The organism is Massilia sp. (assembly GCF_031995545.1).
GTDB lineage: Bacteria > Pseudomonadota > Gammaproteobacteria > Burkholderiales > Burkholderiaceae_D > Telluria.
This window is the reverse complement of record NZ_DAMAGA010000011.1, coordinates 87,578-113,963: the sequence shown is the minus strand read 5'-3', so window position 1 is coordinate 113,963 and position 26,386 is coordinate 87,578. Positions and strand designations below refer to the sequence as shown.

The window sequence follows — 26,386 nt, the reverse complement described above, 5'->3', positions numbered from 1 at the left end:
GTTGTCCCCGTGGCCTCAGCGCCCCAATCAGTGCAACTTGACCAACGGCGTACTGCGCCGAATCAGGAAGCGCGCCACCGCCAGCAAGGCCGTGCGCATCGTTCCCATCACTGCGCGGTGGTGGTTCAGGTGCAGGCTGGTGTACATCAGCCGCGCCACCGAACCCTGCACGAACCAGCTGGCGCCGCGCAGCGAACCCATCAGGCTGCCGACGCTGGTGCTCTGCCCAACCGACACCAGTGAACCGTAGTCGCGGTACTCGTATGGCGTGGTCTGCTGCGGCTGGCCCTTGTCCATGCGCAGGAAGGCGGTGACCAGATAATCGGCCTGCTGGTGCGCGGCCTGGGCGCGCGGTGGCACCGGGGCGCCGTTGCCGTCGATGCAGGCCGCGCAGTCGCCCAGCGCGAACACGTTCGCCACACCCTTGACCCGCAGATGGGCGTCGACTTCAACCTGGCCGCCGCGCGCGGTCGGCAGGCCGAGCGTACCCAGCAGTTCAGGAGCGCGGATGCCGGCTGCCCACACGCACAGGTCGGCCGGATAGACATTGCCCTTGCCGTCGATCACGCGGTCGGGTTCGATCGCGGTGACGCGGCAATCGGCCACCACGCGGATGCCGCGCTTGTCGAGCAGTGCCTGGGCCGCGGCCGAGACGCGCTCCGGCAGCGGCGCCAGGATGCGCGGCGCGCCTTCCAGGATCGCGATGCGCACGTCGCGCTTGACGTCCATGCGCGCGAAACCGTAGCGCGCGTAGGCGCCGGACGCTTCGCGCAGCTCGGCCGCCAGCTCGACGCCGGTGGCGCCGCCGCCGATGATGACGACGTCCAGGCCGGTTTCCTTGCCCTCTTCGCGCTGCTGTTCGACCGCCAGCATCAGGCGCAGCATGCGCAGGCGGAAGCGCTCGGCGTCCTCAGTCGCATTCAGCGAGATCGAGTGTTCCTGCGCGCCCGGCACGCCAAAATAGTTCGAGGTGCTGCCGACCGCCAGCACCAGCTTGCCGTAGCCGAGGCGGCGCTCGGGCAGCACCTCGTCGTTATCGGTGGCCGAACGTACGGCGCCGATGTCGATGGTCTGGTTGGCCGCGTCCAGCGCGGTCATCGGCCCCAGCACGAAATTGAATCCATTGTCGTGCGCCAGCATGGCGTACGACAGGCCTTCCTGGTGGATGTCCAGGGTGCCGGCCGCCACTTCATGCAGCGACGGCTTCCAGATATGGTAAAGGCGGCTGTCGACCAGCGTCACCTTGGATGGCCCCAGTTTGCGGCCCAGTTTGCAGGCCAGCTCCAAACCGCCAGCACCGCCACCCACGATCACGATATCGCTACGCAAGCTTGCCTCCTTCAACGTGCCCCGCCCGGCAACGGCGCCGGAACCTCGAGCAAGGACGGATTTTACTACGGCAAGCCCATTCGCGTTGCATGGTCATTACATATTGCGGAACAGCCCCATGAACGGCTGGCTGACGGCCAGCGTCTCGGAGCGGTTGCGCAGCCGGATCACGCCCTTGCCGCTGTCGTCGCGCGTCACCGCCGCCACCGCGCGCAGATTGACCACGGTCGAGCGGTGCACCTGCTTGAACATGGCCGGATCGAGCGCCGCCAGCAGCTCGCGCAGCGGTTTTCTCAGCAGCGCCTCGCCATCCTTGGTCATCACCGCCGTGTACTTGCTGTCGGACTGGAAGTAGGCGACATCGTCGACCAGGATCAGGCGCGTTTCATTGCCGCGGCTGGCCGTGAGCCAGACCAGCGGCGCCGCCGGATGCGGGCCGGGCGCGGCCGGCGGCATCGCCGGGACTAGGCGCGCCAGCAATGCCGCCAGCTGGGCGGCGTCGGGGGCGCCGCGTTGCAGCCGTTCGCGCACCCTGCCGACGGTGGCGGCCAGCCGCTCGCGCGTCACGGGTTTCAGCAGGTAGTCGACCGCGCCGCGCTCGAAAGCCTCGATCGCGTACTGGTCATAGGCGGTGACGAACACGATCTCGGTGCGCAGCCCTGCTTCCACCACCCCGGCGGCGACTTCCAGCCCGCTCAGGCCGGGCATGCGGATGTCGAGCAGGGCCAGCTGCGGGCGGTGGGCGGCGATCGCTTCCAGCGCGCTGCCGCCGTCCTCGCACACGGCCACGATCTGCAGCTGCGGCCAGACCTCGGCCAGCAGCGCAACCAGGGCGTCGCGCAGCAGCGTTTCGTCTTCGGCCACCACGCAGGTGACGGTCGGCTCAAGCATGGCGGTCTCCCGTTTCCAGGGCCGGCGCCGGAGCGGGTGCAGTGCCCAATGCAGCTCCCAGCGCCAGCGGCACCGTGATGGTCGCCGCCACCCCGCTCGGGAAGTTGGCCACGATCGAGAAGCCGGCGCTGGCGCCATAGGCCAGGCGCAGGCGTTCGCGCACGTTGCGCAGGCCGATGCCGGTGCCGCCGCCTTCGGCCGTGAAGCCGCGGCCGTCGTCGGCCACCGTCACCGCCACCGCGTTGTCGAGGGCGCGCGCCAGTATCCATATCGTGCCGCCTCCGGGCTTCGGTTCCAGCCCGTGCTTGATCGCGTTCTCGACCAGGGTCTGCAGCATCATCGGCGGGAACACCAGGCGCTTGAGCTCCTCGGGTACGTCGATCTGCAGCGCCAGGCGCGGCCCCATGCGGATCGCCAGGATGTCGAGATAGGCACGGGCCCGTTCCAGTTCCTCGCCCAGGGTCGAGGGCGCGTCCTCGGTGCGCGGCAGCGAGTGGCGCAGGTACTGGATCAGGTTGCCGAGCATGGCGTCGGCGCGCGCCGGGTCGCTGCGCGTGAGCAGCTGGGCGCTGGCCAGGGTGTTATATAAAAAATGCGGCTCGACCTGGGCGTGCAGCAGGTTCAGGCGCGCCACCGTCAGCTCCTTCTCGGTGGCGCTTTCGCGCACCGCGGCCGCTTCCTGGCGCCGCCGCTCGGCGATGCGGCGCGTGATGGCGCGCACCACGGCTTCGGCGTTTTCCAGGTTGGTGCCATGGTCGACCAGGAACCAGTCGATCCAGGCCGGGCCTTCCGGCTCGCAGATCAAGGTCACGCTGCCGGCGGCGTCGCCGTTCGGAGTCACGGTGGCCAGGATCTGGTTGCGCCGGGTCGACAGGTGTTCCAGCGCCCAGGCGAATTGCGCGCCGCCGCCGTAGGGATCGATGCTGTCCACCCGCGCGCGCACCTGCAGGCTGTCGCGGGCGCTGTCGATCAACTGCGCGCCCGGCAGTTCGCGGATGGCGGCGTCGATCATGTCGAACGCCTCGCCGGCCTCGAACGGAATTTCGATGCGGCGCCGCTGGCGGTTCGACAGCGCCGCCGCGCTCACGCCACCCGCCACCAGGCGCACCCGGCGGATGTGCGAGAACGCGACCGACAGCACCCAGGCACCGAGTGCGAAGCCGCCCAGGGCGGCAAAGCCGCCGATCGGGGCATCGACGTGGCGCAGGCCGGCCTCGCTCGCGGCGATGCACAGGGCCAGGTAGACCAGCATCCAGGCCAGCAGCAGGCGGCCGAGGTGAAAGAGGCTCGAAATCATGGAATATCCCTTGTGGTGTGAAGGATGGAACCAGCGTAGCCGCGCCCTTCTTCGCACACCCGCATTATGCGACGAAGCCGGCGCTGGGCCGACGAAAGCCGACGATGCCGGCACGGGTCTGGTCAGCCCACGCCTTGCAACAGGCCGGCGCACACATTCCGGCATCCGCGCGCCGCCATCGGTGCAGGCGACGTAAGATCGGCTCAATCACCGGAGGGTCGTGCCATGAACACCAAACAACACCTGTCTCGCCTGGCAAGCGCCGTGCTGGCCGTGGGCTGCCTGCTGCTGGGCGGCTGCCGCGAGTACAACGAGCCGGTCAAGCCGATCGCCGATCTGTCGGTCGCATCGGTCGCAGTCGCCGCACCGTCCGCAGCCCGCAACGTTTGAAGCGGGCCGGCGGCCGATTCGCCATGCCGGCCGCGGCAGGATAAACTACGGCCTGTTCAATGTTTTGCCGCAAGGTTTCCCTGTCCATGTCGCTGTCTTCGCCGCCTTCCGCTCCCTCCACCGCCCCCGCCACTTTTGCTTCGCTCGGCCTGATCGAGCAGATCGTCGCCACCCTCGACACGCTCGGCTACCAGACGCCGACCGCGGTCCAGCAGCAGGCGATTCCCGCCGTGCTGGCCGGGCACGACGTGATGGCGGCGGCCCAGACCGGCACCGGCAAGACCGCCGGCTTCACCCTGCCGATCCTGCAACGCCTGGCCAAGAGCGGTACGGTCGGCGCCAACGCCGCGCGCGCCCTGATTCTGGTGCCGACGCGCGAACTGGCCGAGCAGGTGCACGACAGCGTACGCACCTATGCCGCCGGGCTGCCGCTGCGTACCCTGGCCGCGTACGGCGGGGTCAGCATCAATCCGCAGATGATGGCACTGCGCAAGGGCGTCGACGTGCTGGTCGCCACGCCCGGCCGCCTGCTCGACCTGCAGCGCCAGAACGCGGTGCGCTTCAACGAAGTCAAGACGCTGGTGCTGGACGAGGCCGACCGCATGCTGGACCTGGGCTTCGCGCGCGAACTCGACGGCCTGATCAAGGTACTGCCCAAGAAGCGCCAGACGCTGCTGTTTTCTGCCACCTTCTCGGACCAGATCCGCGCCCTGGCCAACCAGATGCTGCGCGACCCGGTACGCATCGAAGCCACGCCGCGCAACACCACCGTCGCCGCCATCAAACAGTGGCTGGTGCCGGTCGACAAGAAGCGCAAGCCGGAACTGTTCGTCCACCTGCTCACGAAGCACGACTGGACCCAGGTGCTGGCCTTCGCCCGTACCCGCAAAGGCGTCGATGAATTGGTCGGCCTGCTGGAAGCCAAGCACTTCAAGGTAGATTCGATCCACGGCGACAAGCCGCAGCCGGCGCGCCTGCGCGCGCTGGAGCGCTTTCGCGCCGGCGAAGTACGGGTGCTGGTGGCGACCGACGTCGCCGCGCGCGGCATCGACATCGACGACCTGCCGGCGGTGATCAACGTCGACCTGCCGATCGTGGCCGAGGATTACGTGCACCGCACCGGCCGCACCGGGCGCAAGGGCGCATCGGGCGAAGCGGTGTCGCTGGTATGCGCGGACGAAGTCGAGCAGCTGGCGGCGATCGAGGTGTTGACGCGCCAGGGCCTGGAGCGGATCGAGGAACCGGGCTTCGCGCCGGACCACCGGGTGCCGCTGACCGACGCCAAGGGCCAGATCGTCAAGAAACCGAAGAAGCCCAAGAAGCCGAAGGGCGATGCGCCGGTGGTCAGCGAGGATGTACGTTTCAGGCGCTGAGCGCAGCCTGTCTTGCGGGCGGGTGCCGTCGCCCTGACCCATGCCCTGCTGTTCCAGCCCGTCCGCGCCGCCGTCGGCGGCAAGGACGGGCTGCCTTCGGGAGTCTCGTATCGCACTGTTGGTTAGTTACTTTTTAACCGACCGCAGCGGTCGCCATCACCGCTAACACGTCGCTTATTCGGCCTCCGGCGGCAGCGCGCGGCGCCGCTCGAAGCTGCGCTCGATCAGCGACCCGGTCGCGTACAGCAGCAGGAAGGCCGGCGTCATGAACAGCCCCCACGCATCCGGCCATGAGATATCGCTCAGCAACCGGTCCATGCCCAGCACATGCAGCAGTTCCATCTGCGCCGCCACCGGCAGCTGCAGGAATGCGAACTGACTGTCGTAATCGACCTCCCCCATCGTCACGTAAGCGATGCAGGCTGCGATGAACAGGGCATAGGGAGCGCAGAAGAACAGACCGAGACGGGACATCGAAGACGGGAACGAGTGGTGACGCAAGCGCCGGAAACGCGATTCAGCGAAAGCAGTAACGATACCATTCTTACATCGCCAGAAATCCACCGAATGTCACAGCCGCGTCATTCAGCCGCAACATCCTTGAACCGCTCAGCCGACAATCCTAGTGCAGCGGCAGCCGCATCTCGCGCACGCCCTCCTCGCCGATCTTGACCTCGAAGCCCAGCTTCTTCACCATGCCGACGATGCGCGAATTCTGCGGCAGCGCCTCGCCCACGATCTCGCGCGTGCCGCGCGCGCGGCAATAGTCGATCAGGCGCTGCATCATGATCTTGCCCAGTCCCATCCCCTTGAGGTCGGAGCGCACCGTGACCGCGAATTCGGCGCTGGTGTTGTCGGGGTCAGCCACCACCCGCCCCACCGCCAGCGTCTCGGCCACGCCGTCGGCATTCTTACGCGTGGCGATGAAGGCCATCTCGCGGTCGTAGTCGATCTGGGTGAAGCGCGCCAGCTGCGACGGCTGCAGTTCGCGGATGCGCACGAACATGCGGTAGCGGATGTCGTCCGGCGTCAGCGCGGCGAAGAAGGCCATGTGCGCCGGGCCGTCCTCGGGCCGGATCGGGCGCAGCAGCAGCGGCGCGCCCTGCCACTCGATGGTCTGCTCCAGCTCGCGCGGATAGGGGCGGATCGCCAGCCGGTCGAGCGTGCTGCCGGAGCGGTCGGCCATGGCCAGGCGCATGCGCGCATCGAGCACGGTGGCGCCGCTGCTGTCGGCCAGCAGCGGATTGATGTCGAGTTCCACGATCTCGGGAATGTCCGAGATCAGACGCGACACCTGCACCAGCACCGCGTTTACCGCATCCAGATTCGCGGCCGGACGGTTGCGGTAGCCGGCCAGCAGGCGCGCCACCCGGGTACGCTCGACCAGGTCGCGCGCCAGCACCAGATTCAACGGCGGCAGGCCGACCGAATGGTCGTCGGTGACTTCCACCGCCACCCCGCCCTGGCCGAACACCAGCACCGGCCCGAATACCGGATCGGTGGCCGCGCCCACGATCAGCTCGTGCGCATGGGCGCGCCGGCACATGGACTGCACCGAGAAGCCGTCGAAACGCGCCTGCGGGAACAGTTCCTGAAGCCGGCGCCGCATGCGCCCGGCGGCGGCGCGCACCGCCTCCTCGCTATCGAGGTCGAGGGTGACGCCACCGAAGTCGGACTTGTGCATCACGTCCGGCGTCAGGATCTTGACCGCGACCGGAAAGCCGATCGCGCGCGCTGCCGCCACCGCCGTGTCGACGTCCGGCGCCGACCTGGTTTCCACCAAATCCAGCCCATACGCGCGCAGGATCGCCTTGGTCTCGGGATCGGACAGCAGCAGGCGCCCGGCGCGGATCGCTTCCTGCACCAGCGCACGGGCGCCGGCGCGGTCCGGCGCCATGGCGCCGCTCATCGAGGGCGGCACTTCCATCAGCAGGTTCTGGTTGTGGCGGTAGTTCACCATCTGCAGGAAGCCGGCCACGCCGTCTTCCGGGGTGCGGTAGGTGGGCAGACGCGCGTTCGAGACGATCGCGCGCGCCTCCTGCACCGAGGCGCCGCCCAGCCAGCACGACAGCAGCGGACGCGAGGCGCTGCCGGCCAGCGAGGCCACCGCCTTGGCTACTTCGGCGCTGTCGACGTTGGCGGTGGGCGAATGCACCACCAGCACCGCGTCCACCTGCGCGTCCTTCAGCACCACTTCCAGCGCGGCGCGATAACGCTCCGGCGGCGAGCCGCCGTACAGGTTGACGGTACCGACCGCGTTCCAGCCCGGCGCCAGCAGCGCGTCGAGCAGCACGTGCGATTCGGGCGACAACTGCGCCGCCTTGCCGCCGGCCAGGAACAGCGCGTCGCGCGCCAGCACGCCGGGGCCGGCGCCATTGCTGACGATGGCCAGGCGCTCGCCGTGCAGCGGGCGCGCATAGGCCAGCGTCTCGACCGCCGCGAACAGCTGCTCGGTGGTGTCCACGCGCAGCATGCCGGCGCGCCGGATCGCGGCGTCGAACACGTCGTCTTCGCTGGCCAGCGCCCCGCTCTCGCTGGCCACCGGCCGCACTGCATCGATCTGGCGCTGCGCCTTGAGTACCAGCACCGGCTTGCTGCGCGCCGCCGCGCGCGCCGCCGACATGAACTTGCGTGCGTAGCGCAGCTGCTCGACGTAGAGCAGGATGGCGCCGGTGTGGCCGTCGCTGGCCAGGTAATCGAGCACGTCGCCCAGGTCGACGTCGCTCGAGTCGCCCAGCGAAATGAAGTGCGAGAAGCCGATGCCACGCGTGCGCGCCCAGTCCAGCACCCCGGTCATCAGGGAGCCCGATTGCGACACGAAGGCGATGCGTCCGGGCAGCGCGCCGGCATGGGCCACGCTGGCGTTCAGGCCGAGGCCGGGCGCCAGCAGGCCGGCACTGTTCGGGCCGAGCAGGCGCAGCAGATAAGGATGGGCCGCGTCCAGCGCCGCCTGACGCAGGCTGCGCCCGCGCGCGTCGCGGGCGCGCGCCATGCCGGAACTCAAAACGATCGCGGCGCGCGTGCCGCGCTCGCCCAACTGGCGCACGATCTGCGGCACGGTCGCGGGCGGAGTGCAGATCACGGCCAGGTCGGGCGCTTCCGGCAGGTCGGGCACGCCGGCGTAGCAATCGAGTTCGCCCAGGCGTTCGTACTTGGGATTGACCGCGTACAGCTTGCCCTTGAAGCCGCCCTGCAGCAGGTTGTCCAGCAGCGTGGTGCCGAGGCTGTCCGGCTGGTTCGAGGCGCCGATCAGGGCCACCGAGCGTGGCGCGAACAGGCGCTGCAGGTTACGGACGCTCATGGCGCCGGCGCCATGGCAAGCGGGGCTGGCTCGGTGCGGACGGCGTGGGACATGCGGCGGCCTTTCGACGGTAGGTGGACGGCAGGTGGACGGATGCCTCAAGCATAACGCCGCCGGCGGCGCCGGTGCGCACAGGAGTGCCGTCGGTCGCACCCGTCCAGCGCCGGTCAGCGCCGGTCAGGCCGGTTCGAGCTCGGCCACGCGGCGCGCCGGCAAGGCGCGCAGCTCGGGCGAGCAGGCCAGCATCTGGCGCATCAGGCCATCGCTGACCAGGCGCGCATGACGTACAGCGGTGGCAGCGTCCAGGGCGGCGTCATGCACGTAGGCGCGCAGCGCGTGTGCTTCGTCCAGGTCGCGCACGGCGACGGTGGCGACGAAGTCGTGGGTTACCGTGGGAAGGACGGCGAAGAAGCGCGGCCTGAACTGGCGGTCGAGCAGCAGGCTGCCGTTCAGGAAGCGGTCGATGCCGATATCGGTCAGCACTTTTGCGATGACTTCGGTGGCCCTGCCGGCGACGTCTTCCTGATTCTTCCTGCGGCGCGGTGCGAACAGACGCGAGAGCGATAGCATGGGTTTCCACTTGTCATTGAACCAACACGGCATGCTAACAGCGTCAGGGCGGTGCGGCAATGGCAGGCGCTGCCTCGATGCCGCGAGTGTTGTGCCGGCGCCATGCTAGAATCGGCATGTGAAGACCGTCGTCCGTTACCTGATCGTGTGGCTGATGCTGCTGGCGCTCCCGTTCCAGGGAATCGCGTCGGCGGCCATGCTGACCTGCGCGCACGGATCGATGCGACAGGCGGCGCCGCAGCACGACGCCACGATGCACGAAGGCCACTGCCACGAACAGGCGGTATCGGTTTCCGCACCTGCCGGTCATCACGGCGACGCCCACGACCACGACGGCCGCTGCAGCGCCTGCGCCGACTGCTGCATCGGCGCCGCGCTGGCGCCGGCACCGGCACTCGGTGTCGCCGCGCCGGACGCTCCCGCCATCTTCCACCACGCCGCCGCCGGCCACCTGGCAGCGGTCGACCTGGCCCTGCCCGAACGACCTCCCCGCTCCCCGCTCGCCTGATTGACCTGGCCGCCGCATGGCTTTGCGATGCGGCTCACCTTCAAATCATCCGAACGAGGAATCATGTTCACGCACACTTATGCGCGCCGGATCGCGGCCGCGCTTGGCGCCTGCGCACTGGCACTGCCGCTGCACGCGCAGCAGCGCACGGCCGACGATCCGCAGGCCGCTGTCCCGGCGACCCGCTATCAGCCGGCCTGGGAGGCGCCGGCAGCGCCGCTTGACTCCACCACGCCCGACCGCAACTGGCGGGCGCTGAACCGCACCGTGGCCGAAAATGCCGAACCGCACGCCGGTCATGGACAACACGGCGATCATGCGGCGCCCGCCGACAAGAAAGCGCCGCAGCCCGATCCGCACGCCGGGCATCACGGCCACGCCGGCCAGCCCGCCGCCAAGGAGCAGCACCAGCACCATGGGGAGCATCACTGATGAATGCCCTCTTCCTGCGCCGCCCGCTGGCGGCCGGCGCCGCACTGCTGCTGGCCGGCTGCGCCAGCCTAGGTTCTCAAGACAGCTTGCGCGCCAGCGCCGACCTGGCCCGCGCCAGTGCCGGTGCCGATGCGCGCCTGGCCACCACCGACGACGAGCGCCGCGCGCTGGCCAGTGAGGTCGACGCCCTGTTGCAGGCACCGCTCGACATCGACGCCGCCGTGCGCCTGGCCCTGATCAACCATCCCGGCCTGCAGGCCACCTACCAGGACGCCGGCATCGCCCAGGCCGACCTGGTGCAGGCCACGCGCCTGCGCAATCCGTCGTTCGGCTTCTCGCGCATGGCGGGCGGCGGCGAGCGCGAGATCGAGCGCGGCGTGGCGTTCGACCTGGCCGGCCTGTTGACCATGCCGCTGCGCCAGCGCATGGCCGCGCGCCGCCACGAAGAGACCACGCTGCGCATCGCCGCCGCCATCGAACGCCACGCGCACGACACGCGCCGTGCCTGGATCGAGGCGGTGGCGGCGCGCCAGGCGCTCGACTATGCGAAGCAGGTCGCGGCCGCCTTCGACGCCTCGAGCGCGCTGACGGCGCGCATGCGCCAGGCCGGCAACGCCAGCGCGCTCGACCTGGCGCGCGAACAGGCCTTCCACGCCGAAGCCGGCGCCGCCGTCATGCGCGCCGCGCGCCAGCTCGACAACGCACGCGAAGCGCTTACGCGCCAGCTCGGCCTGTGGGGACAGCAGACCGGCTACATGCTCCCGGAGCGCTTGCCCGACCTGCCTGAAGCGCCGACCGACACGCCCGACATCGAGCGCCTGGCACTCGAACGGCGCCTCGACCTGCGCGCCGCCCGTGCCGCCGCCGCCGGCACCGCGTCCGACCTCGGCCTGACGCGCGTGACGCGCATGGTCAATGTGCTCGACCTGGGTTACGCCAGCAAGAGCGAAACCGGCAAGGAGCGTAGCGACGGCTACGAGGTGGCGCTCGAACTGCCGCTGTTCGACTGGGGCGGCGCCCGCGTGGCGCGCGCCGAAAGCCTGTACATGCAGGCGCTCGGCCACGTGGCGCAGACCGCGGTCGACGCGCGCAGTCAGGCGCGCACCGCTTATCTTGCCTACCGCACCGGCTACGACGTGGCGCGCCACTACCGCGAGCAGGTGCTGCCGCTGCGCAAGCGCATCGCCGACGAAACCCTGCTGCGCTACAACGGCATGCTGGCCAGCCCGTTCGAGCTGCTGGCCGACGCGCGCGAACAGGCCGCGGCCGTCCACGCCGCGATCGACGCCCTGCGCGAATTCTGGCTGGCCGACACCGACCTGCGCGCCGCCCTCGGCGGCCCATTACCGCCGCCAACCCATCACCATCACCACCCAGCACAGGACCCGAAGGAGCCGACCCCATGACCAACCGCAGATCGTTCCTGACCGGGGCCGGCGCCACCATGCTCGGCGCTTCCATGGTCAGCAAGGCCGGCGCCGCAACGCTGCCGGAAGCGCACGTGCATACCGCCAGCGCCACCGCCGCGCCCTTGCTGCCTGCCAGCGGCCGGCCCTACAACCCGGTGGTCACCCTCAACGGCTGGACCCTGCCGTGGCGCATGAAGGACGGGGTCAAGGAATTCCACCTGGTGGCCGAACCCGTGGTGCGCGAACTGGCGCCCGGCATGCAGGCCAACCTGTGGGGCTACAACGGCCAGAGTCCCGGCCCCACCATCGAAGTGGTCGAGGGCGACCGGGTGCGCATTTTCGTCACCAACAAGCTGCCGGAGCACACCAGCGTGCACTGGCACGGCCAGCTGCTGCCGTGCGGGATGGATGGCGTCACCGGCCTGACCCAGCCCGGCATCGCGCCCGGCAAGACCTTCGTCTACGAATTCGTGGCGCGCCACGCCGGCACCTTCATGTACCACCCGCATGCCGACGAGATGCAGCAGATGGCGATGGGGATGATGGGCTTCTGGGTGACCCATCCGAAAAATCCGAGGCAGCACGCGGTCGACCGCGACTACGTGATGCTGCTGCAGTCGTACGACATCGATCCGGGCAGCTACACGCCGCGCACCAACACCATGCTCGACTTCAACCTGTGGGCCATCAACAGCCGCGTGTTCCCGGGACTGGATCCAATGGTGGCCGGCCTGGGCGACAAGGTGCGGATCCGGGTCGGCAACCTGACCATGACCAACCACCCGATCCACCTGCACGGCCACCGCTTCGAAGTGGCCGGAACCGACGGCGGCTGGGTGCCGAAGTCGGCGCGCTGGCCCGAAGTCACCACCGACGTCGCGGTCGGCCAGATGCGCGCGATCGAGTTCGTGGCCGACGCGCCGGGCGACTGGGCCTTCCACTGCCACAAGTCGCACCACACCATGAACGCGATGGGGCATGAAGTGCCGACCCTGATCGGGGTCGACCACCGCGGAGTGGCGGAAAAGATCAACCGCCTGGTGCCGGGCTATATGGTGATGGGTGACCGGGGCGGTTCGATGGGCGACATGAAGATGGCGCTGCCGGAGAACACGCTGCCGATGATGAGCGGCGACGGGCCGTTCGGCAATCTGGAGATGGGCGGGATGTTCACGGTGCTGAAGGTGCGCGATGGCTTGAAGCGCGGGGATTACCGCGATCCGGGCTGGTACAAGCATCCGGCCGGCACGGTGGCGCGCGAATGGACCGGCGACGTGCCGGCGGCGCACGCCGCGCCTGATGCGCCGTCGGAGCACACGGACGGAGCGCTGGACGTGCGCAAGCCTGGAGCGGATGGCGCCGGCCACCACGGCCACTAAAACAACTAAGCGCCGTCGCGCTCCTCCACCGCCGCACGCAGCAAGGCAATCAGCTGCTGCGGCGCCACCGGCTTGGTCAGGTGCTCGTCGAATCCGGCCGCCAGCGAGGCGGCGCGGTCTTCCTGGCGCCCGCGGCCCGTCACCGCCACCAGGTAGGGACGCGGCTCCTTGCGCGCCAGGATCGCCGCCAGTTCCAGTCCGTCCATCTCGGGCATGCCCAGGTCGAGCAGCGCGATCGCGGCCGGCCTGGCATGGTACAGGCGCAGCGCCTCGGCGCCGTCGTGCGCCACCGTCACCGAGGCGCCTTCGGCGCGCAGCAGCCAGGCCAGCGATTCGGCGGCGTCGACATTGTCGTCGGCGACCAGGATATGCCGTCCCAGTGCGGCCCCGGCCGCCGGCGCTGTTTCGCCACCCTCGGATGCTTCTTCGGCCTGCCCCAGCGGCAGGCGCACGGTGAACAGCGCGCCCTGCCCCGGCCCGCCGCTTTCGGCCGTGATCACGCCGCCGTGCAGTTCCACCAGGCCCTTGGCCAGCGACAGCCCGATCCCGAGCCCGCCCTGCGCCATGTGGCTCGCGCTGCTGACCTGCACGAAAGGATCGAACACGCGCTCGATCATCTCCGGCTCCAGCCCGACGCCGTTGTCGCGCACCGTCACGCAGGCCCGTCCCGCCTCGGCTTCCTCGCGCAGGACGATCTCGATCCTGCCGCCCGCGGGCGTGTACTTGGCGGCGTTGTTGATCAGGTTCGCCAGCACCTGGGTCAGGCGCAGCGGATCGGCATCGACCCACAGCGGCTCTTCCAGCAGGTCGAGCACGACCTGATGGCGGCCGGCTTCGATCAGCGGCATGCTGGTCTGCAGCGTGTCGCGGATCAGGCGCCCCAGTTCCACCCGCGTGCGGCGCAGCGCGATCTTGCCGCGCCCGATGCGCGAGACGTCCAGCAGGTCGTCCAGCAGGCGCGCCATCTGCGCGGTCTGGCGCGCGACCATCGACGCGATCCATTCGATGCGCTCGGGCGCCAGGCCCTTGCTGCGCAGGAGCGAGGCGGCGTTGGCGATCGGCGCCAGCGGGTTCCTCAGCTCGTGCGCCAGGGTGGCGATGTAGACGTCCTTGCGGCGGTCGGCGTCGCGCAAGCCTTCCATCGCCTGCACCCGTTCGGTCACGTCGAGCACCAGCGAGAACACGGTCAGGATCTCGCCGCGCTCGTCGTACAGCATCGAGTTGTACCACTCGCAGCACAGCGAGCGGCCGTCGCGCGTGCGGTTGCGGTTGCTCGACTTGGCGTAGCGCGTGCCCGACTCCACCAGGCGCGCGATCATCTGCGCGATCTGGGTAGTGTCCTCGTCGTCGATGATCGGCACGCGGTCGACGCGCCGGCCCAGCATCTCTTCGGCGCGCCAGCCGAACAGTTCCTCGGCGCGCCGGTTCCACAGGGTGACGTGGACATCGCGGTCCCATTCGATCACCGCCAGCGGCGTGTTCTCGATCAGGTAGCGGGTCTGGTCGAGCGCGCGCGCCAGCGCCGCCGCGGCCTCGGTGCGTTCGGTGATGTCGTCCAGCACCACCACCGCCGCCGCCAGATCGGCCGATCCTGCGCGCAGCGGCTCGCCGCTGACCGAATACACCCGGCGCGTGCCGTCGGACGCGCTCTCCAGCAGCGCGTCGCGAAAGCCTTCGCCGCGCACCACGCGCGCCACCGGCTCGCCGATCAGTTCCAGCATCGCGGCCACGCCGCCGGCGCCGGCGGTCTCGGCGCCCTTGCCGGCATGGCTGAAGCGCTCGGCCATGCGCGCCGCCTGGTCGTTGGCCATCACGCAGCGTCCGGCGTGGTCGACGATCAGCACCCCGCCCGGCAGCTGGCGCAGCACGGTGCCGAGCAGGCTTTGCCAGTGCGCCCGGGCACGGGTCTCGACCATCTCCTGGAAAGTAGCGTGCAGCCGCACGTGCAGACCGATATTGTCGACCGCCAGCACGCCCAGCACGCACAGCGCCGCCGCCAGGCCGTACAGGGCGCCGCCATAGAATCCCAGGTCGTCGCGCGCGGCGTTGAGTACGCACGACAGCGCCACCTCGGCGCTCCAGGCCGCGAGCGCCACCGCCAGCCACAGATCGAGCACGTTGCGCGGACGCTTGCGCGCCACGACCAGCAGCGCCCCCAGCGACAGCGCCAGCACCGCGCCGCCCAGCCAGCCGTAGAGCGGCAGCGTACGCTTGCCGTGCAGCAGCGGCGGCAGCACATCGGCGTTCGATACCAGGACCAGCACGAGCAGCGCCACGCCCAGCAGCGCCAGCAGCGCGCCGCCGCGCATGAAGAAGTCCGGCGGCGCGGCGTCACGGCGCGTATAGCCGAGCGCGAACAGGGGAAACAGCGCGTGCCAGGCCAGGTACAGCCACGGCATCACCTGCAGGTCGCCGCCGGCCGGGCCGTAGTCGATGAACAGGCCGGCCAGCATGTGGGCGCTGGCGACCAGGGCAGTGGTCAGGTAGCCCAGCGCCAGGATGCCGAGCGCGCGCGATTCACCCGCATGCACGTGGCCCAGCAACAGGATCGCATTGAGCAGATTGGACGCGATCAGCGACGATTGCACCACCAGCAGGAACGGCGGCGCACCGGCCAGGTCGGGCAGCGGCACGCCGGCCAGCGGCGCGACCAGGGCGAACGGCAGCGCCAGCGCCACCAGCACCCCGGCCACGCCGCGCGACTGGGCGCCGGTCGGCGCATGGCGCACCAGGCCGGTCGCATCAGCCGGAGCGTCCGCCGGCACGCCAGTATCTAGAACACCCTTCTGCATGCGGTTCCCCGTGAGGTCCGGCGCGGTGGTCGGGAGCCGCTGGTGGAACTGCGCAGGATTGAAGCCTGCAGGGGCGACTGGCCGTTACGTTGTCTGTTCTACAAAATATAGCTTAGATGTACATACTTAGGGGAATTTTTTGTTGCATCTGCCGGGATAGGCTCTCAGACCGTTGCCTGCGACGTGACCGGGTAGCCGGCGGCGTCGATGGCGGCAACGATGCGCTCCAGGCCGGCCTGGCTGTCGATGCGCACCTTGGCGGTCGGCAGGTCGATCGCGACCTTCGCGTCGGCGTCGAGCGCCTGGACGGATTTGGTGACGCGGCCTACGCAGTGGTTGCAGCTCATGCCGTCGACGGTCAGTTCATACATGGTGGGTTCTCCTGTTGCTGTGGACGCGGGCGTCCCGGTGGTTGAAATCGGATTGGCGGCGGGTGCGAGCGTCTTCACGCGCAGCGGTTCAGGGTCGGTGGCCTGCCCGGCCTGAGATAACGCCGAAGCTGCGGGTTGCCAGCGCCGCAGCAGCAGTGCGTTGGCGATCACGCTGACCGAACTGAGCGCCATGGCGGCGCCGGCCAGCACCGGGTTGAGCAGGCCGAACGCGGCCAGCGGCACCCCGACCAGGTTGTAGATGAAGGCCCAGCCCAGGTTCTGGCGGATCTTGCGGTAGGTGCGGCGCGAGATGTCGAGCGCGTCCGCCACCAGCGCCGGATCGCCGCGCATCAGGGTGATCCCGGCGCTGTGCATGGCAAGGTCGGCGCCGGTGGCCATCGCCATGCCGACGTCGGCCGCGGCCAGCGCCGGCGCGTCGTTGATGCCGTCGCCGATCATCGCCACGCGCCGCCCTTCGGCGCGCAGCGCGGCGACCAACGCCGCCTTGTCAGCCGGCAGCACCTCGGCATGCACGCGTTCGATACCGAGGGCCTGCGCTACCGCCTGCGCCGCCGCGCGGTTGTCGCCGCTGAGCAGCACCGGCGTCACGCCCTGGGCCAGCAGGCGCGCCACTGCCGGCGCCGCGCCCGGCTTGAGGCGGTCGCCAAAGGCCAGCAGGCCGAGGATGCGGGCCGCGCCGCCGCGCCGTTCGGCCAGCCACGATATGGTAGACCCGGCCGCCTCGTGCTCCGTGGCCGCATCGGGCGCCAGCCCGAGTTCTTCCATCAGGCGCCGGTTGCCGAGCACGATCGTGGCGCCATCGACCTCGGCCTGCACGCCGCGTCCCGGCAAGGCGCGCGCATTCTGCGCTGCGGGTGGTGTCAGATGGCGCGCCGCGGCCGCGTCGAGCACGGCGCGCGCCAGCGGATGGGCGCTGTACTGCTGGAGCGCCGCCGCCAGTTGCAGCACCTGTTCCGGTTGCGGGCCTTCAAGGGCCGTCAACTGCGGCCGGCCTTCGGTCAGGGTGCCGGTCTTGTCGAACACGGCGACGTCGACCGCGTGCGCCGTCTCCAGCGCCTCGGCGTCCTTGATCAGGATGCCGTGGCGGGCCGCGGCTCCGGTGCCGACCATGATCGCGGCCGGCGTCGCCAACCCGAGCGCGCACGGACATGCGATCACCAGCACCGCCACCGCGTTGAGCAGCGCCGCCTGCCAGTCGCCACTGGTCAATCCCCAGCCCAGCAGCGTGACCAGCGCGATGACCAGCACCACCGGCACGAACAGCGCGCTGACGCGGTCGACCAGGCGCTGGATCGGCGCCTTGACCGCCTGCGCGTCCTCGACCATGCGGATGATGCGCGCCAGCGTCGTCGCCGCGCCCACCGCGCCCGCCTCGGCCAGCAGCACACCCTCGAGGTTGAGCGCGCCGCCGGTGAGGCGCGCGCCCGCCTCCTTGGCCACCGGCAGGCTTTCGCCGGTAAGCAGCGATTCGTCCAGGTGGCTGGCACCTTCACGCACCACGCCGTCGGCCGGCACCCGGGCACCGGGCAGGATCACCATCAGGTCGCCCACGCGCAGCTGCTCGAGGGGGATGCGCTCATCCACGCCGGCACACCGTACCAGTGCCTCGTTCGGACGCAAACCCTCCAGCGCCGCCAATGCCTGCACCGTCTGGCGCTTGGCGCGCCCTTCCAGCCATTTGCCCAAGAGGACCAGCGTGATCACCATCGCCGAGGATTCGAAATACAGGTGCGTGGCGGCATGGCTAGCGTCCGCGGCCAGCAACAGGTACAGCGACAGGCAGTAGGCCGCACTGGTGCCGAGCGCCACCAGCAGATCCATATTGCCGCTGCCGGCGCGCAGCGCCTTCCAGCCGGCGCGGTAGAAGCGCGCGCCAAGCCAGAACTGTACCGGCGTGGCCAGCAGCAGTTGCACCCAGCCGGGCAGCATCGGATGGATTCCAAACGGCTGGGCCAGCATCGGCAGCACCAGCGGCAGGCTCAGCAGCATGGCGGCCGCCACCGGCCACCAGGCGGGCCAGCCGCTTGCGGACGAAGCCGGCGAGGCGGTTGCTGCTTCCGGGATGCGCGCTGCGTAGCCGGCAGCGCGGATCGCCGCCACCAGCGCCTCGCGGGTTGCGACGCCGGACACGCTCGCCTTTTCGGTGGCCAGGTTGACGCCGGCCTCCCGCACGCCCGGCACCGAGCGCAGTGCACGTTCGACCCGCGCCACGCACGAGGCGCAGGTCATGCCTTCGATCGCCAGCACGATGTTATCGGTTTGCTCGTTCTTTTGATTCATATCGTCAGATTAGCCCTTCCCACGATGGCAAGGTCAAGCGATTTTGCCACAGCGGTGCGCCTGCCTTGCGCATCCATTGCGCCGGTCGCAGGCGCGGCGACCGGCAGCGCGCTACAAACGGGATTGCCCAGCCATTCCCATCCACCCGAAAGCAGGAGGATCGATGAAAGCCAACCTCAAGCTGTTTCTGTGCGCGCTCGTCTTCAGCCTGGTCTGCGCCTGCGGCGGCAAGGACGATGACGACGACAAGCACAAGACTCAGGCCGAACGCGCCGGCATCGGCGCCGTGACGCAGAGTCCGGGCGCCACCCCGTTCGTGGCCCAACTCAGCTACGCGCTGCGCAACTTCGACCAGGTCGCCAGCATCGACTACCGCATCGCCCCGCGTCCCGGCGCCCGGTCGCAGGCGGCCGCCGTCACCTACGAGCACGACTGGCTGGCGCGGCGCGTGGCCTGGAGCGCGGCCGGCGGCGCGATCGCCTTCCCCGTGTTCGGCCTGTACGCCAACCACCGCAACGAACTGACCGTTACCACCACCTTCCGCGACGGCTCGAAGCACGTCGCCCAGGTCGCGGTGCCGACCGGTGGCTACAGCGGCCCGGCTTCGGTCTACGCCGCGCCCGACATCCGGCGCGCACGCGGTGCAAGCTCGCCCGGTTTCGATTACATGCTGGTACGCAATGGCCTGACTTCGCCGGTGGTGATCGATACCGACGGCCAGCTGCGCTGGGTCGGGGTCGGCCTGGCCGATTCGGTGTCCTCGCTGTTCGGCGGCGACGCCTTCTATATCGGCGACACCAGCAACCCGCTGCTGCACCGGATGGACGTCGACGGCAGCCTGCGCAGCAGCGTCCTGAGCGACAACCGCCTGAGCAACTTCCACCACGAGCTGGCGCCCGGCAAGACCGGTTTCCTCGGCCAGTTCGACGTGCGCGACAACGGCGTGCTGCGCCTCGAATCGACGCTGGCCGAAGTCGACAGTAGCGGCCGCGTGATCAAGGAATGGGACCTGAGCCGCATCTTCCGCGACACCATGCGCGCCGGCGGCGACGATTCGAGCAACTTCGTGCGCGACGGCGTCGACTGGTTCCACTCGAATTCGGCGATCTACGACCGCCAGGACAACGCCCTGCTGGTGTCGAGCCGCGAGAACTTCGTGGTCAAGCTCGACTACGACAGCGGCGCCATCCGCTGGATCCTGGGCGACCAGTCCAAGCACTGGTACGTGAACTACCCGTCGCTGCGCGCACTGGCCCTGCGCGTCACCGACGGCAAGGTGCCGGTCGGCCAGCATTCCTTGTCGCTGCTGGCCAACCGCGAACTGCTGCTGTTCAACAACGGCCAGGCCAGCTTCAACCAGCCGGCCGGCACCCCGCGCGGCCTGACCCGCACCTACAGCACGCCGTCGCGCTACGCGATCGACGAGACGGCGCGCACCGCGCGCGAAGTCTGGACCTGGGAAGCCGACCGCCAGCTGTTGTCCGACATCTGCTCATCGACCTACGAGGCGGCGCCGGATCAGTACCTGGTGGCGTATTCGGCGCTCAACGGACGCACCCAGGCGCGCCTGATCGCGGTCGACGGCGCGGGGGCGGTGGCGTTCGATTTCGCCTATCCGACCACGGTGTGCGACACGGTGTTCCTGGCCCAGCCGTTCGGGCTGAACGGGCTGAAGCTGCGCTAGGAGGCTACTTGTCGTATCGCGCCGGATTGCCCGGCGCGGCGCTCAGCTGCCGAGTCCGAAAAATACGCCGGCCGCCAGTTCGACCCAGACCGCCGCGAAGCCGAGCGCCAGCAGTGTGACGGCCGCAAGGCGCGCGCGTGCCGAGCGCAGCCTGCGCGCCGCGCGCACGCAGGCCAGGCCGGCCAGCAGCAGCAGGACGGCGGCGGCGCCGAAGTCCAGCGCCGTCCAGTGCACTGCAGGCGTGAACTGCATCGCGGCCAAGGGCGCCAGCAGCACCAGGGTGGTCACTGCGGCGACCCGTGCCACGTCGCTGCCGAGCCCCGCGCCGTGCGACGGCATGCCCATGTCAGCGTTTCTCATCGCCTTCTCCCGTGCCATTCCGATGACGCGATTCTACTCCTGTCCCTGCCCGCGGTGCGGATTTGCCGCGCCTACTCCCTGTGCGCCGCTTCCGGCAGCGCGCTCGTGGCCGGCGTGCCGGGTGCCGGCAATATCCGTCCACGCCCGGCCTTCTTGGCCTCGTACATCCAGTGGTCCGCTTCCTTGATCAGCGCGTCCGGCGTGCAGCGCCGCCCTTGCCCCTGGATCGCGATCCCGATGCTCGCCCCGACCCGCACCTGCACGTGGGCGCGCGCGCCCTGCAGCGGCACCGGCTCGGACACGGCCTCGACCAGCTTGCGCCCGACCGTATGGGCATCGCCCTGCGCATCCTTGAGGTCTTCCAGCAGCACCGTGAATTCGTCGCCGGCCAGCCGGAACACGCTGTCGGTGCGGCGCACGGCCTGGCGCAGGCGCTCGCCCACGACCCGCAGCAGTTCGTCGCCGGCTTCGTGGCCATAGGCATCGTTGACCGCCTTGAATCCGTCCAGGTCGATGAACAGCAGCCCCAGGCTACCCTGGCGCCGCTCGGCGCGCGCCTGTGCCAGCGGCAGCGCTTCCATCAGTGCGCGCCGGTTGGCCAGGCCGGTCAGCACGTCGTGCCGGCTTTCGTACTCGCGCCGCGCCTCCTGCTGCTTGCGCAGCGTGACGTCGTGCAGGAAGGCGCTGAAGGTGGTGCCGCCGCGCCCGTCCATGCGGCGGATGCGCACCTCGACCGTCAGCCGGCTGCCGTCGCGCCGCAGCGCCGGCAGTTCGACCCGGCGATTGATCAGGCGCCCGCCGCCGCCGCGCAGCGCGTGGCGCATGCCCTCGCGGTGGGCGCCGGCCAGTTCGGCCGGGATGATCAGTTCTTCCAGCGGCCGCCCGAGCGCCTCGCGCTCGCTCCAGCCGAAGGTCTGCTTGGCCTCGCGGTTCCAGGCCTGCACCCGGCCGTCGGCGCCGAGCCGGATATAGGCGTCGTTGGCATTCTCGATCACGCTGCGCAGCTCGGCCTCGCGCTCGGCCAGCTCGCCGGTGCGCTGCTCGACCCGCCGCTCGAGGTCGGCATTCAGCGCGGCCAGCGCTTCCTCGGCCAGCTTCTGGGCGTGGATGTCCTTGACCACGGTAACGTTGTATTCGTACTGCCCGGCGGCGCTGAACTTGCGCTTCATGTCGTACTCGACCCAGATCAACGAGCCGTCCTTGCGCACGTAGCGCTTCTGGCGCCGCAGGAAGTCGATCTCGCCGGCCATCAGGCGCCGGAAACATGCCAGGTCTTCGGCGCGGTCCGGCTCGTAGGTGACTTCGGCGAAGGTGCGCCCGCGCAGCTCGTCTTCGCTGTAGCCCAGGATCTGGCACATGGCCGGGTTGACGCTGATGAAACGCGCCTCCTGGGTGGTGAGCGAAATGCCGACGCTGGCAATGTCGTAGACGGCGCGAAAGCGCGCCTCGCTCGCGCCCAGCGCCACGTCGCTGTCCTGCAGCCGGTCGCGCGCCATCGCCAGGCGTTCGCGGTACTGCACCTCGCGCATGATCACCGCCGCCAGGTCGACCAGCACCGCTTTTTCTTCGTCGTTCAGCACGCGCGGCTTGTTGTCGATCGCGCACAGGGTGCCCAGCGCCAGGCCGTTGCTGGAGCGTACCGGCACACCGGCATAGAAACGGATGTCGGGCGCGCCCTCGACCAGCGGATTGTCGCTGAAACGCGCGTCGAGGGTGGCGTCCGGCACCACCAGCGGCTCGTCCTGGCCGATGGCGTGCGCGCAAAAGGCCTGCTCGCGCGGCGTTTCGTTGACCGGCAACCCGACCTGCGACTTGAACCACTGGCGGTCGGTGTCGACCAGCGAGAACGCCGCCATCGGCACGCCCAGCAGGCGGCTGGCCAGCCGCACCACCCGGTCGAAGACCGGCTCGGCGGGCGTATCGAGCAGGTCGAGCGTGTGCAGCATGGCCAGGCGTTCCTGTTCGTTGGATGGCAAGGGGGCGGCGGGCATACGGCGGACTCGGTCTCCATCGAGGTGGGGAATACGGGAACGGCAATACGGGAACGGCGGCGCCGCGCCCTTGGCAAGAATGTACCAGAGCGGCGCGATGTTGCGTCACGCACACGATTAGTCGGATCGCAGCCACAATGTGTCGCGTTCGACAAACTTCGTTACAAACTTGCGGTCAAGACTCCCTATACTGGCGGATGAGTATTCACCCGACACGATCATGCGACCATTGCCCGCCCTGATATTCTGCCTGGCCGGCGCCCTGCCGGCAGCCGCCGCACATGCGGCCGCGCCCGCGGCCGGCGACCTGGCCAGCGTACGCGCCGCCGAAGCGCGCCGCGCCCAGGCGGTGGCCAAGCGCGACGTCAACGCCCTGCGCGACCTGATCGGTGGCGCCTATTACCACGTCGAGACCAACGGCCGGGTGCGCTCGAAGACCGAGTTCCTGCAACTGCTGACGCGCGACGACTACGAATTCCTGTCCTACGACGTCGACGGCACCGAAGTCACGCTGCTCGACAAGGGCCGCACTGCCCTGGTCACCGGACGCCTGGTCGCCCAGACCCGCAGCGGCAACCGGCCGGGCGTCTGGCGCGGCCGCTACGTACGGGTCTGGACCCTGCAGCCGGAAGGCTGGCGCAACACCTTGCACCAGAGCACCGAAATCCGGACGATGTCGCTATCGCGCGACAATCACGCCTCGCTGCCGCCGTCGCCCTGAACGCCTGCCGGTGCGTCTTTCAGCGCACCGTTCCCGGGCCGCCGGATAACCGCTTGTCAAGGGGCGTAGACCGCTCTATCATGAGAATGATTATCATTCTCCGATTTTCCAGCGGCCGGCCACCCTACTCATGAACTCCATTACCTTGACCCGCAGCCACATCGCCTGGCGCACCGCGGTCGCCGTCCTCGGCGGCTACGTCTTCACCTGGGGCATCGTCGCCGCCGGCGTGACCATGCTGTTCGGTGCGGGCATGGAGTTCCACGATGCCGAACACCTGTCCTACATCGTCGGCATCCTGGTGTTCCTGGGCGCCTTCCTGGCCGCGTTCGCCGCGCGCGACCTGCGCCGCACCGCGCTCACGCTGGTGGGCGGCGGCGCTGCGCTGACCGCCGGCGCCTGGCTGCTGCAGCAGCAACTGGTCTGAGGAGAGCGCCATATTCCCGCAATTGCGCCACACGATGGCCTGGCTGCACACCTGGTTCGGCCTGGCCCTGGGTCTGGTGTTGATGGTGGTGTTCTTCTTCGGCTCGCTCTCGGTGTTCGACCGCGAGATCGACCGCTGGGCGATTCCCGATACCCGCTACGAGCCGCAGCCGATGCCCTCGTTCGACAAGATGCTCAAGCCGATTTTCGAGAGCGTGCAGCCGAACGAAGTCGAGCGCGCCGCCGTGGCCGGCCTGGTGGACGGCCCGCTGCCGGCGCGCTTCGACACCCCGCGCAGCTGGGGCGCCTACACCACCCACCGCGATCCGGTGCTGACCCTGTTCATCGGCTACGAAGTGCCGAACGCCAAGGACCATGAAACCGCGGTCTGGGCCAACCGCACCATCGACCCGCGCACCGGCGTCGCCCTGCCCGACGACCGCCTCAAGATCGGCAGCGGCTTCTTCTACCCGCTGCACTACAGCCTGACGCTTGACTGGAAGAACATCGGCTACTGGATCGTCGGTTTCGCCGCCCTGATGATGCTGATGGCCCTGGTTACCGGCGTCATCATGCACCGCAAGATCTTCCGCGAACTGTTCACCTTCCGGCCCAAGAAGAGCACCCAGCGCAGCATACTCGACATGCACAACCTGACCGGCGTCGCCGCGCTGCCGTTCCACTTCTTCTTCGCTTTCACCGGCCTGGTGATCTTCGCCTATATCTATTTCCCGGTGACGCACACCCAGCTGGCGCCGCTGCACGACAAGCACGAGCAGGTCGAAGCCAAAGAGACCGGCCTGCCGCACGACCGCGCCGGCGTCCCGGCGCGCATGGCCTCGGTCGACGCGATGGTGCTGGAAGCGCAGCGCCGCTGGGCCGCGAAAGGCATGGCGGGCGACGTCGGCTACCTGAACGTGCAACACGTGGGCGACGCCAACGGCTACGTCAGCATCTACCGCGCCGGTACCGACCGCATCCAGCTCGCCGGCGAAGGCATCCATTTCAAGGCGTCGACCGGCGAAGTGCTGCGCGAGGATCCGCCGCCAACCCTGGTGGCGCGCATCAATGAATTCCTGACCGGCCTGCACCTGCAGCACTTCCGCCACTGGCTGCTGCGCTGGCTGTACGTGCTGGGCGGCCTGGCCGGCTGCGCCTGCATCGCCACCGGCCTGTTCTTCTTCGTCGAGAAGCGCAAGCGCCAGCACGCCAAGCAGGGCGTGAGCGGGGCCCGCATCGTCGACGCGCTGGCCGTCACCGTGGTCACCGGCATGCTGCTCGCCACCTTGTCGATGCTGATCGCCAACCGCCTGCTGCCCGACACCCTGCCGGCCGGCTGGCCATGGCGCGGCAGCATGGAGAAATACTGCTTCTGGGGCGCCTGGCTGCTGGCCGCGCTCCATGCCTACTGGCGCACCGCCGCGGTCGCCGCAGGCCGCCTGGCCCCGGCCTGGCGCGAGCAATGCCTGGCGATCGCGGCGCTGGCCGTGGCCGCTCCGCTGCTGAACTGGATCACCACCGGCGACCATCTGCTGCGCACGGTCAGTGCCGGTTACTGGCCGGTGGCCGGCGCCGACCTGTTCATGCTGGCCAGCGCCGTGCTGGCCCTGCTGGCGGCGCGCAAGCTGCAACGGCGCGAAGCGATCCGCGCCGCGGCCCCGTCCATGAAGCTGGAGGCCGGCCATGCATGATTCCCTGCTGCTACTGGCCGCCCTGCTCGCCTGCGTGGCCGGCATGGGCTGGCTGGCGCTGTCGATGGACGTGCACTGGGCCCAGGTACGCGGCGCCGTGCCGCAGCCGCCGGCCCTGATCAAGACCCTGCGCACCATGGGCGCTGCCGCGCTCGCCGTGTCGCTCGCGCTGTGCCTGGCGGTCGATTCGCCGTCGATCGCGGTGCTGGTCTGGTTCATGGCGCTGGCCGGCAGCGTCCTGACGGTCGCGCTCACACTCACCTGGCGCGCCAGCGTTCTCGGGATGCTGGTATTCTGGACAGGTCAGGGCGCCCGGTAAGCGTCCCGGTCCGGCGAGCGGACCCGGGGGCGATCGCCGCCGCCCTGTTATGCAACTGTAAAACATCATCGGACGGCGCCGCTGCGCCCGCTTCGGGACTGGCATGCCGGTTCCGGACAGTCCTTCATTCAGGAACAGTGTTCCCAACCAACTGAACGGAGAACGATCATGCCTTATGCACTGCCGCCTTTACCCTACGCCTACAACGCCCTGGAACCGCATTTCGATGCGCAGACCATGGAAATTCACCACACCAGGCACCACCAGACCTACATCACCAACGTCAACAACGCGCTGGCGGAAAACAATGTCGACGAAGTCCCGGTCGAACAGCTGATCAGCGACATCGGTTCGCTGCCGCAGAACATCCAGACCGTGGTGCGCAACAACGGTGGCGGCCACGCCAACCACGCCCTGTTCTGGACCGTGTTGAGCCCGGACGGCGGCAAGCCGTCGGAGCAACTGGCGCAAGCCATCGAGAGCGACCTGGGCGGCTACGACGCCTTCAAGGACGCCTTCACCAAGGCCGCCCAGACCCGCTTCGGTAGCGGCTGGGCCTGGCTGACCGTCGGCAAGGACGGCAAGCTGCTGGTGGAAAGCAGCGCCAACCAGGACAACCCGCTGATGGGCCAGTTCGCCGGCATGTCGGGCGGCACTCCGATCCTGGGCCTGGACGTATGGGAACACGCGTACTACCTGAAGTACCAGAACAAGCGTCCTGATTACATCGCCGCGTTCTTCAACATCATCAACTGGGGCGAGGTCGAACGTCGCTACCAGGAAGCGCTGAGCAGCCAGGCTGGCTGATCGACGGTTGGCAGGCGCCGCTTGGGCGCCTGCCTGTCGGACTC

22 protein-coding genes are annotated in these 26,386 nt (G+C 69.3%); 12 read left to right on the top strand and 10 right to left on the bottom strand.

Annotated features, from left to right (window positions below; genetic code table 11):
• Positions 1 to 27: 27 nt before the first annotated feature.
• From RTQ83_RS10745 to RTQ83_RS10735, 3 genes are all read right to left on the bottom strand, one after another.
• On the bottom strand, positions 28 to 1,329 hold the full coding sequence (locus tag RTQ83_RS10745; RefSeq protein ID WP_312514208.1) for an NAD(P)/FAD-dependent oxidoreductase: 1,302 nt from the start codon (positions 1,327 to 1,329) through the stop codon (positions 28 to 30).
• A 96-nt stretch (positions 1,330 to 1,425) separates the two neighbouring features.
• Positions 1,426 to 2,220, bottom strand: coding sequence for a LytTR family DNA-binding domain-containing protein (locus RTQ83_RS10740; RefSeq protein WP_312514206.1), 795 nt, complete (start codon positions 2,218 to 2,220; stop codon positions 1,426 to 1,428).
• Positions 2,213 to 3,517: a histidine kinase gene (locus tag RTQ83_RS10735; RefSeq protein ID WP_312514204.1), complete on the bottom strand. Its 1,305-nt coding sequence runs from the start codon at positions 3,515 to 3,517 to the stop codon at positions 2,213 to 2,215. The genes RTQ83_RS10740 and RTQ83_RS10735 overlap by 8 nt, the downstream gene beginning before the upstream one ends.
• Before the next feature lie 225 nt (positions 3,518 to 3,742).
• Between RTQ83_RS10735 and RTQ83_RS10730 the strand changes: the two genes are divergently transcribed.
• Positions 3,743 to 3,907, top strand: a complete 165-nt coding sequence (locus RTQ83_RS10730; RefSeq protein WP_312514202.1) for a hypothetical protein — start codon at positions 3,743 to 3,745, stop codon at positions 3,905 to 3,907.
• 86 nt (positions 3,908 to 3,993) lie between these two features.
• Entirely contained in the window at positions 3,994 to 5,280 is a 1,287-nt protein-coding gene (locus RTQ83_RS10725; RefSeq protein ID WP_312514200.1) for a DEAD/DEAH box helicase, read from the top strand.
• A gap of 174 nt (positions 5,281 to 5,454) precedes the next feature.
• Here the strand turns inward: RTQ83_RS10725 and RTQ83_RS10720 are convergent, their stop codons facing one another.
• The 3 genes from RTQ83_RS10720 to RTQ83_RS10710 form a co-directional block, all read right to left on the bottom strand.
• Positions 5,455 to 5,754: a hypothetical protein gene (locus RTQ83_RS10720; protein WP_312514198.1), complete on the bottom strand. Its 300-nt coding sequence runs from the start codon at positions 5,752 to 5,754 to the stop codon at positions 5,455 to 5,457.
• A gap of 148 nt (positions 5,755 to 5,902) precedes the next feature.
• Positions 5,903 to 8,581: a bifunctional acetate--CoA ligase family protein/GNAT family N-acetyltransferase gene (locus RTQ83_RS10715; protein ID WP_312514196.1), complete on the bottom strand. Its 2,679-nt coding sequence runs from the start codon at positions 8,579 to 8,581 to the stop codon at positions 5,903 to 5,905.
• Positions 8,582 to 8,758: 177 nt separating this feature from the next.
• On the bottom strand, positions 8,759 to 9,151 hold the full coding sequence (locus RTQ83_RS10710) for a hypothetical protein (protein ID WP_312514194.1): 393 nt from the start codon (positions 9,149 to 9,151) through the stop codon (positions 8,759 to 8,761).
• A 118-nt stretch (positions 9,152 to 9,269) separates the two neighbouring features.
• On the opposite strand from RTQ83_RS10710, the gene RTQ83_RS10705 reads away from it, so the two are divergent.
• The 4 genes from RTQ83_RS10705 (at position 9,270) to RTQ83_RS10690 (ending at position 12,879) form a co-directional block, all read left to right on the top strand.
• The gene (locus RTQ83_RS10705) at positions 9,270 to 9,659 is read left to right on the top strand and encodes a hypothetical protein (protein ID WP_312514192.1); all 390 of its coding nucleotides are present in this window, start codon (positions 9,270 to 9,272) and stop codon (positions 9,657 to 9,659) included.
• Positions 9,660 to 9,722: 63 nt separating this feature from the next.
• Positions 9,723 to 10,091 carry a hypothetical protein gene (locus tag RTQ83_RS10700; protein ID WP_312514190.1) on the top strand — a complete coding sequence of 123 codons (369 nt, stop codon included), beginning with the start codon at positions 9,723 to 9,725 and terminating at the stop codon, positions 10,089 to 10,091.
• On the top strand, positions 10,091 to 11,497 hold the full coding sequence (locus tag RTQ83_RS10695) for a TolC family protein (protein ID WP_312514188.1): 1,407 nt from the start codon (positions 10,091 to 10,093) through the stop codon (positions 11,495 to 11,497). Before RTQ83_RS10700 ends, RTQ83_RS10695 begins: the two co-directional genes overlap by 1 nt.
• On the top strand, positions 11,494 to 12,879 hold the full coding sequence (locus RTQ83_RS10690) for a copper oxidase (protein ID WP_312514186.1): 1,386 nt from the start codon (positions 11,494 to 11,496) through the stop codon (positions 12,877 to 12,879). Before RTQ83_RS10695 ends, RTQ83_RS10690 begins: the two co-directional genes overlap by 4 nt.
• 5 nt (positions 12,880 to 12,884) lie before the next feature.
• On the opposite strand, the gene RTQ83_RS10685 is transcribed toward RTQ83_RS10690, so the two are convergent.
• Together RTQ83_RS10685 and RTQ83_RS10680 are read right to left on the bottom strand one after the other, a co-directional pair.
• The gene (locus RTQ83_RS10685; protein ID WP_312514184.1) at positions 12,885 to 15,671 is read right to left on the bottom strand and encodes an ATP-binding protein; all 2,787 of its coding nucleotides are present in this window, start codon (positions 15,669 to 15,671) and stop codon (positions 12,885 to 12,887) included.
• 164 nt (positions 15,672 to 15,835) lie between these two features.
• Entirely contained in the window at positions 15,836 to 18,343 is a 2,508-nt protein-coding gene (locus tag RTQ83_RS10680) for a heavy metal translocating P-type ATPase (protein WP_312514182.1), read from the bottom strand.
• Positions 18,344 to 18,506: 163 nt separating this feature from the next.
• On the opposite strand from RTQ83_RS10680, the gene RTQ83_RS10675 reads away from it, so the two are divergent.
• Positions 18,507 to 20,027: an aryl-sulfate sulfotransferase gene (locus tag RTQ83_RS10675; RefSeq protein ID WP_312514180.1), complete on the top strand. Its 1,521-nt coding sequence runs from the start codon at positions 18,507 to 18,509 to the stop codon at positions 20,025 to 20,027.
• A 42-nt stretch (positions 20,028 to 20,069) separates the two neighbouring features.
• On the opposite strand, the gene RTQ83_RS10670 is transcribed toward RTQ83_RS10675, so the two are convergent.
• Positions 20,070 to 20,387, bottom strand: a complete 318-nt coding sequence (locus tag RTQ83_RS10670) for a hypothetical protein (protein WP_312514178.1) — start codon at positions 20,385 to 20,387, stop codon at positions 20,070 to 20,072.
• A gap of 71 nt (positions 20,388 to 20,458) precedes the next feature.
• On the bottom strand, positions 20,459 to 22,378 hold the full coding sequence (locus RTQ83_RS10665) for a PAS domain S-box protein (RefSeq protein WP_312514176.1): 1,920 nt from the start codon (positions 22,376 to 22,378) through the stop codon (positions 20,459 to 20,461).
• Between the two features lie 220 nt (positions 22,379 to 22,598).
• Between RTQ83_RS10665 and RTQ83_RS10660 the strand changes: the two genes are divergently transcribed.
• The 5 genes from RTQ83_RS10660 (at position 22,599) to RTQ83_RS10640 (ending at position 26,342) form a co-directional block, all read left to right on the top strand.
• On the top strand, positions 22,599 to 23,099 hold the full coding sequence (locus tag RTQ83_RS10660; RefSeq protein ID WP_312514174.1) for a nuclear transport factor 2 family protein: 501 nt from the start codon (positions 22,599 to 22,601) through the stop codon (positions 23,097 to 23,099).
• 130 nt (positions 23,100 to 23,229) lie between these two features.
• Positions 23,230 to 23,526: an iron uptake protein gene (locus RTQ83_RS10655; RefSeq protein WP_312514172.1), complete on the top strand. Its 297-nt coding sequence runs from the start codon at positions 23,230 to 23,232 to the stop codon at positions 23,524 to 23,526.
• A gap of 34 nt (positions 23,527 to 23,560) precedes the next feature.
• Complete coding sequence (locus RTQ83_RS10650; protein ID WP_312514170.1) at positions 23,561 to 25,216, top strand: PepSY-associated TM helix domain-containing protein; 1,656 nt, start codon at positions 23,561 to 23,563, stop codon at positions 25,214 to 25,216.
• On the top strand, positions 25,209 to 25,535 hold the full coding sequence (locus tag RTQ83_RS10645; RefSeq protein ID WP_312514168.1) for a DUF3325 domain-containing protein: 327 nt from the start codon (positions 25,209 to 25,211) through the stop codon (positions 25,533 to 25,535). The genes RTQ83_RS10650 and RTQ83_RS10645 overlap by 8 nt, the downstream gene beginning before the upstream one ends.
• A 168-nt stretch (positions 25,536 to 25,703) precedes the next feature.
• Positions 25,704 to 26,342 (top strand): superoxide dismutase, encoded by a 639-nt coding sequence (locus tag RTQ83_RS10640; RefSeq protein WP_312514167.1) that lies wholly within the window; start codon positions 25,704 to 25,706, stop codon positions 26,340 to 26,342.
• Positions 26,343 to 26,386 lie beyond the last annotated feature (44 nt).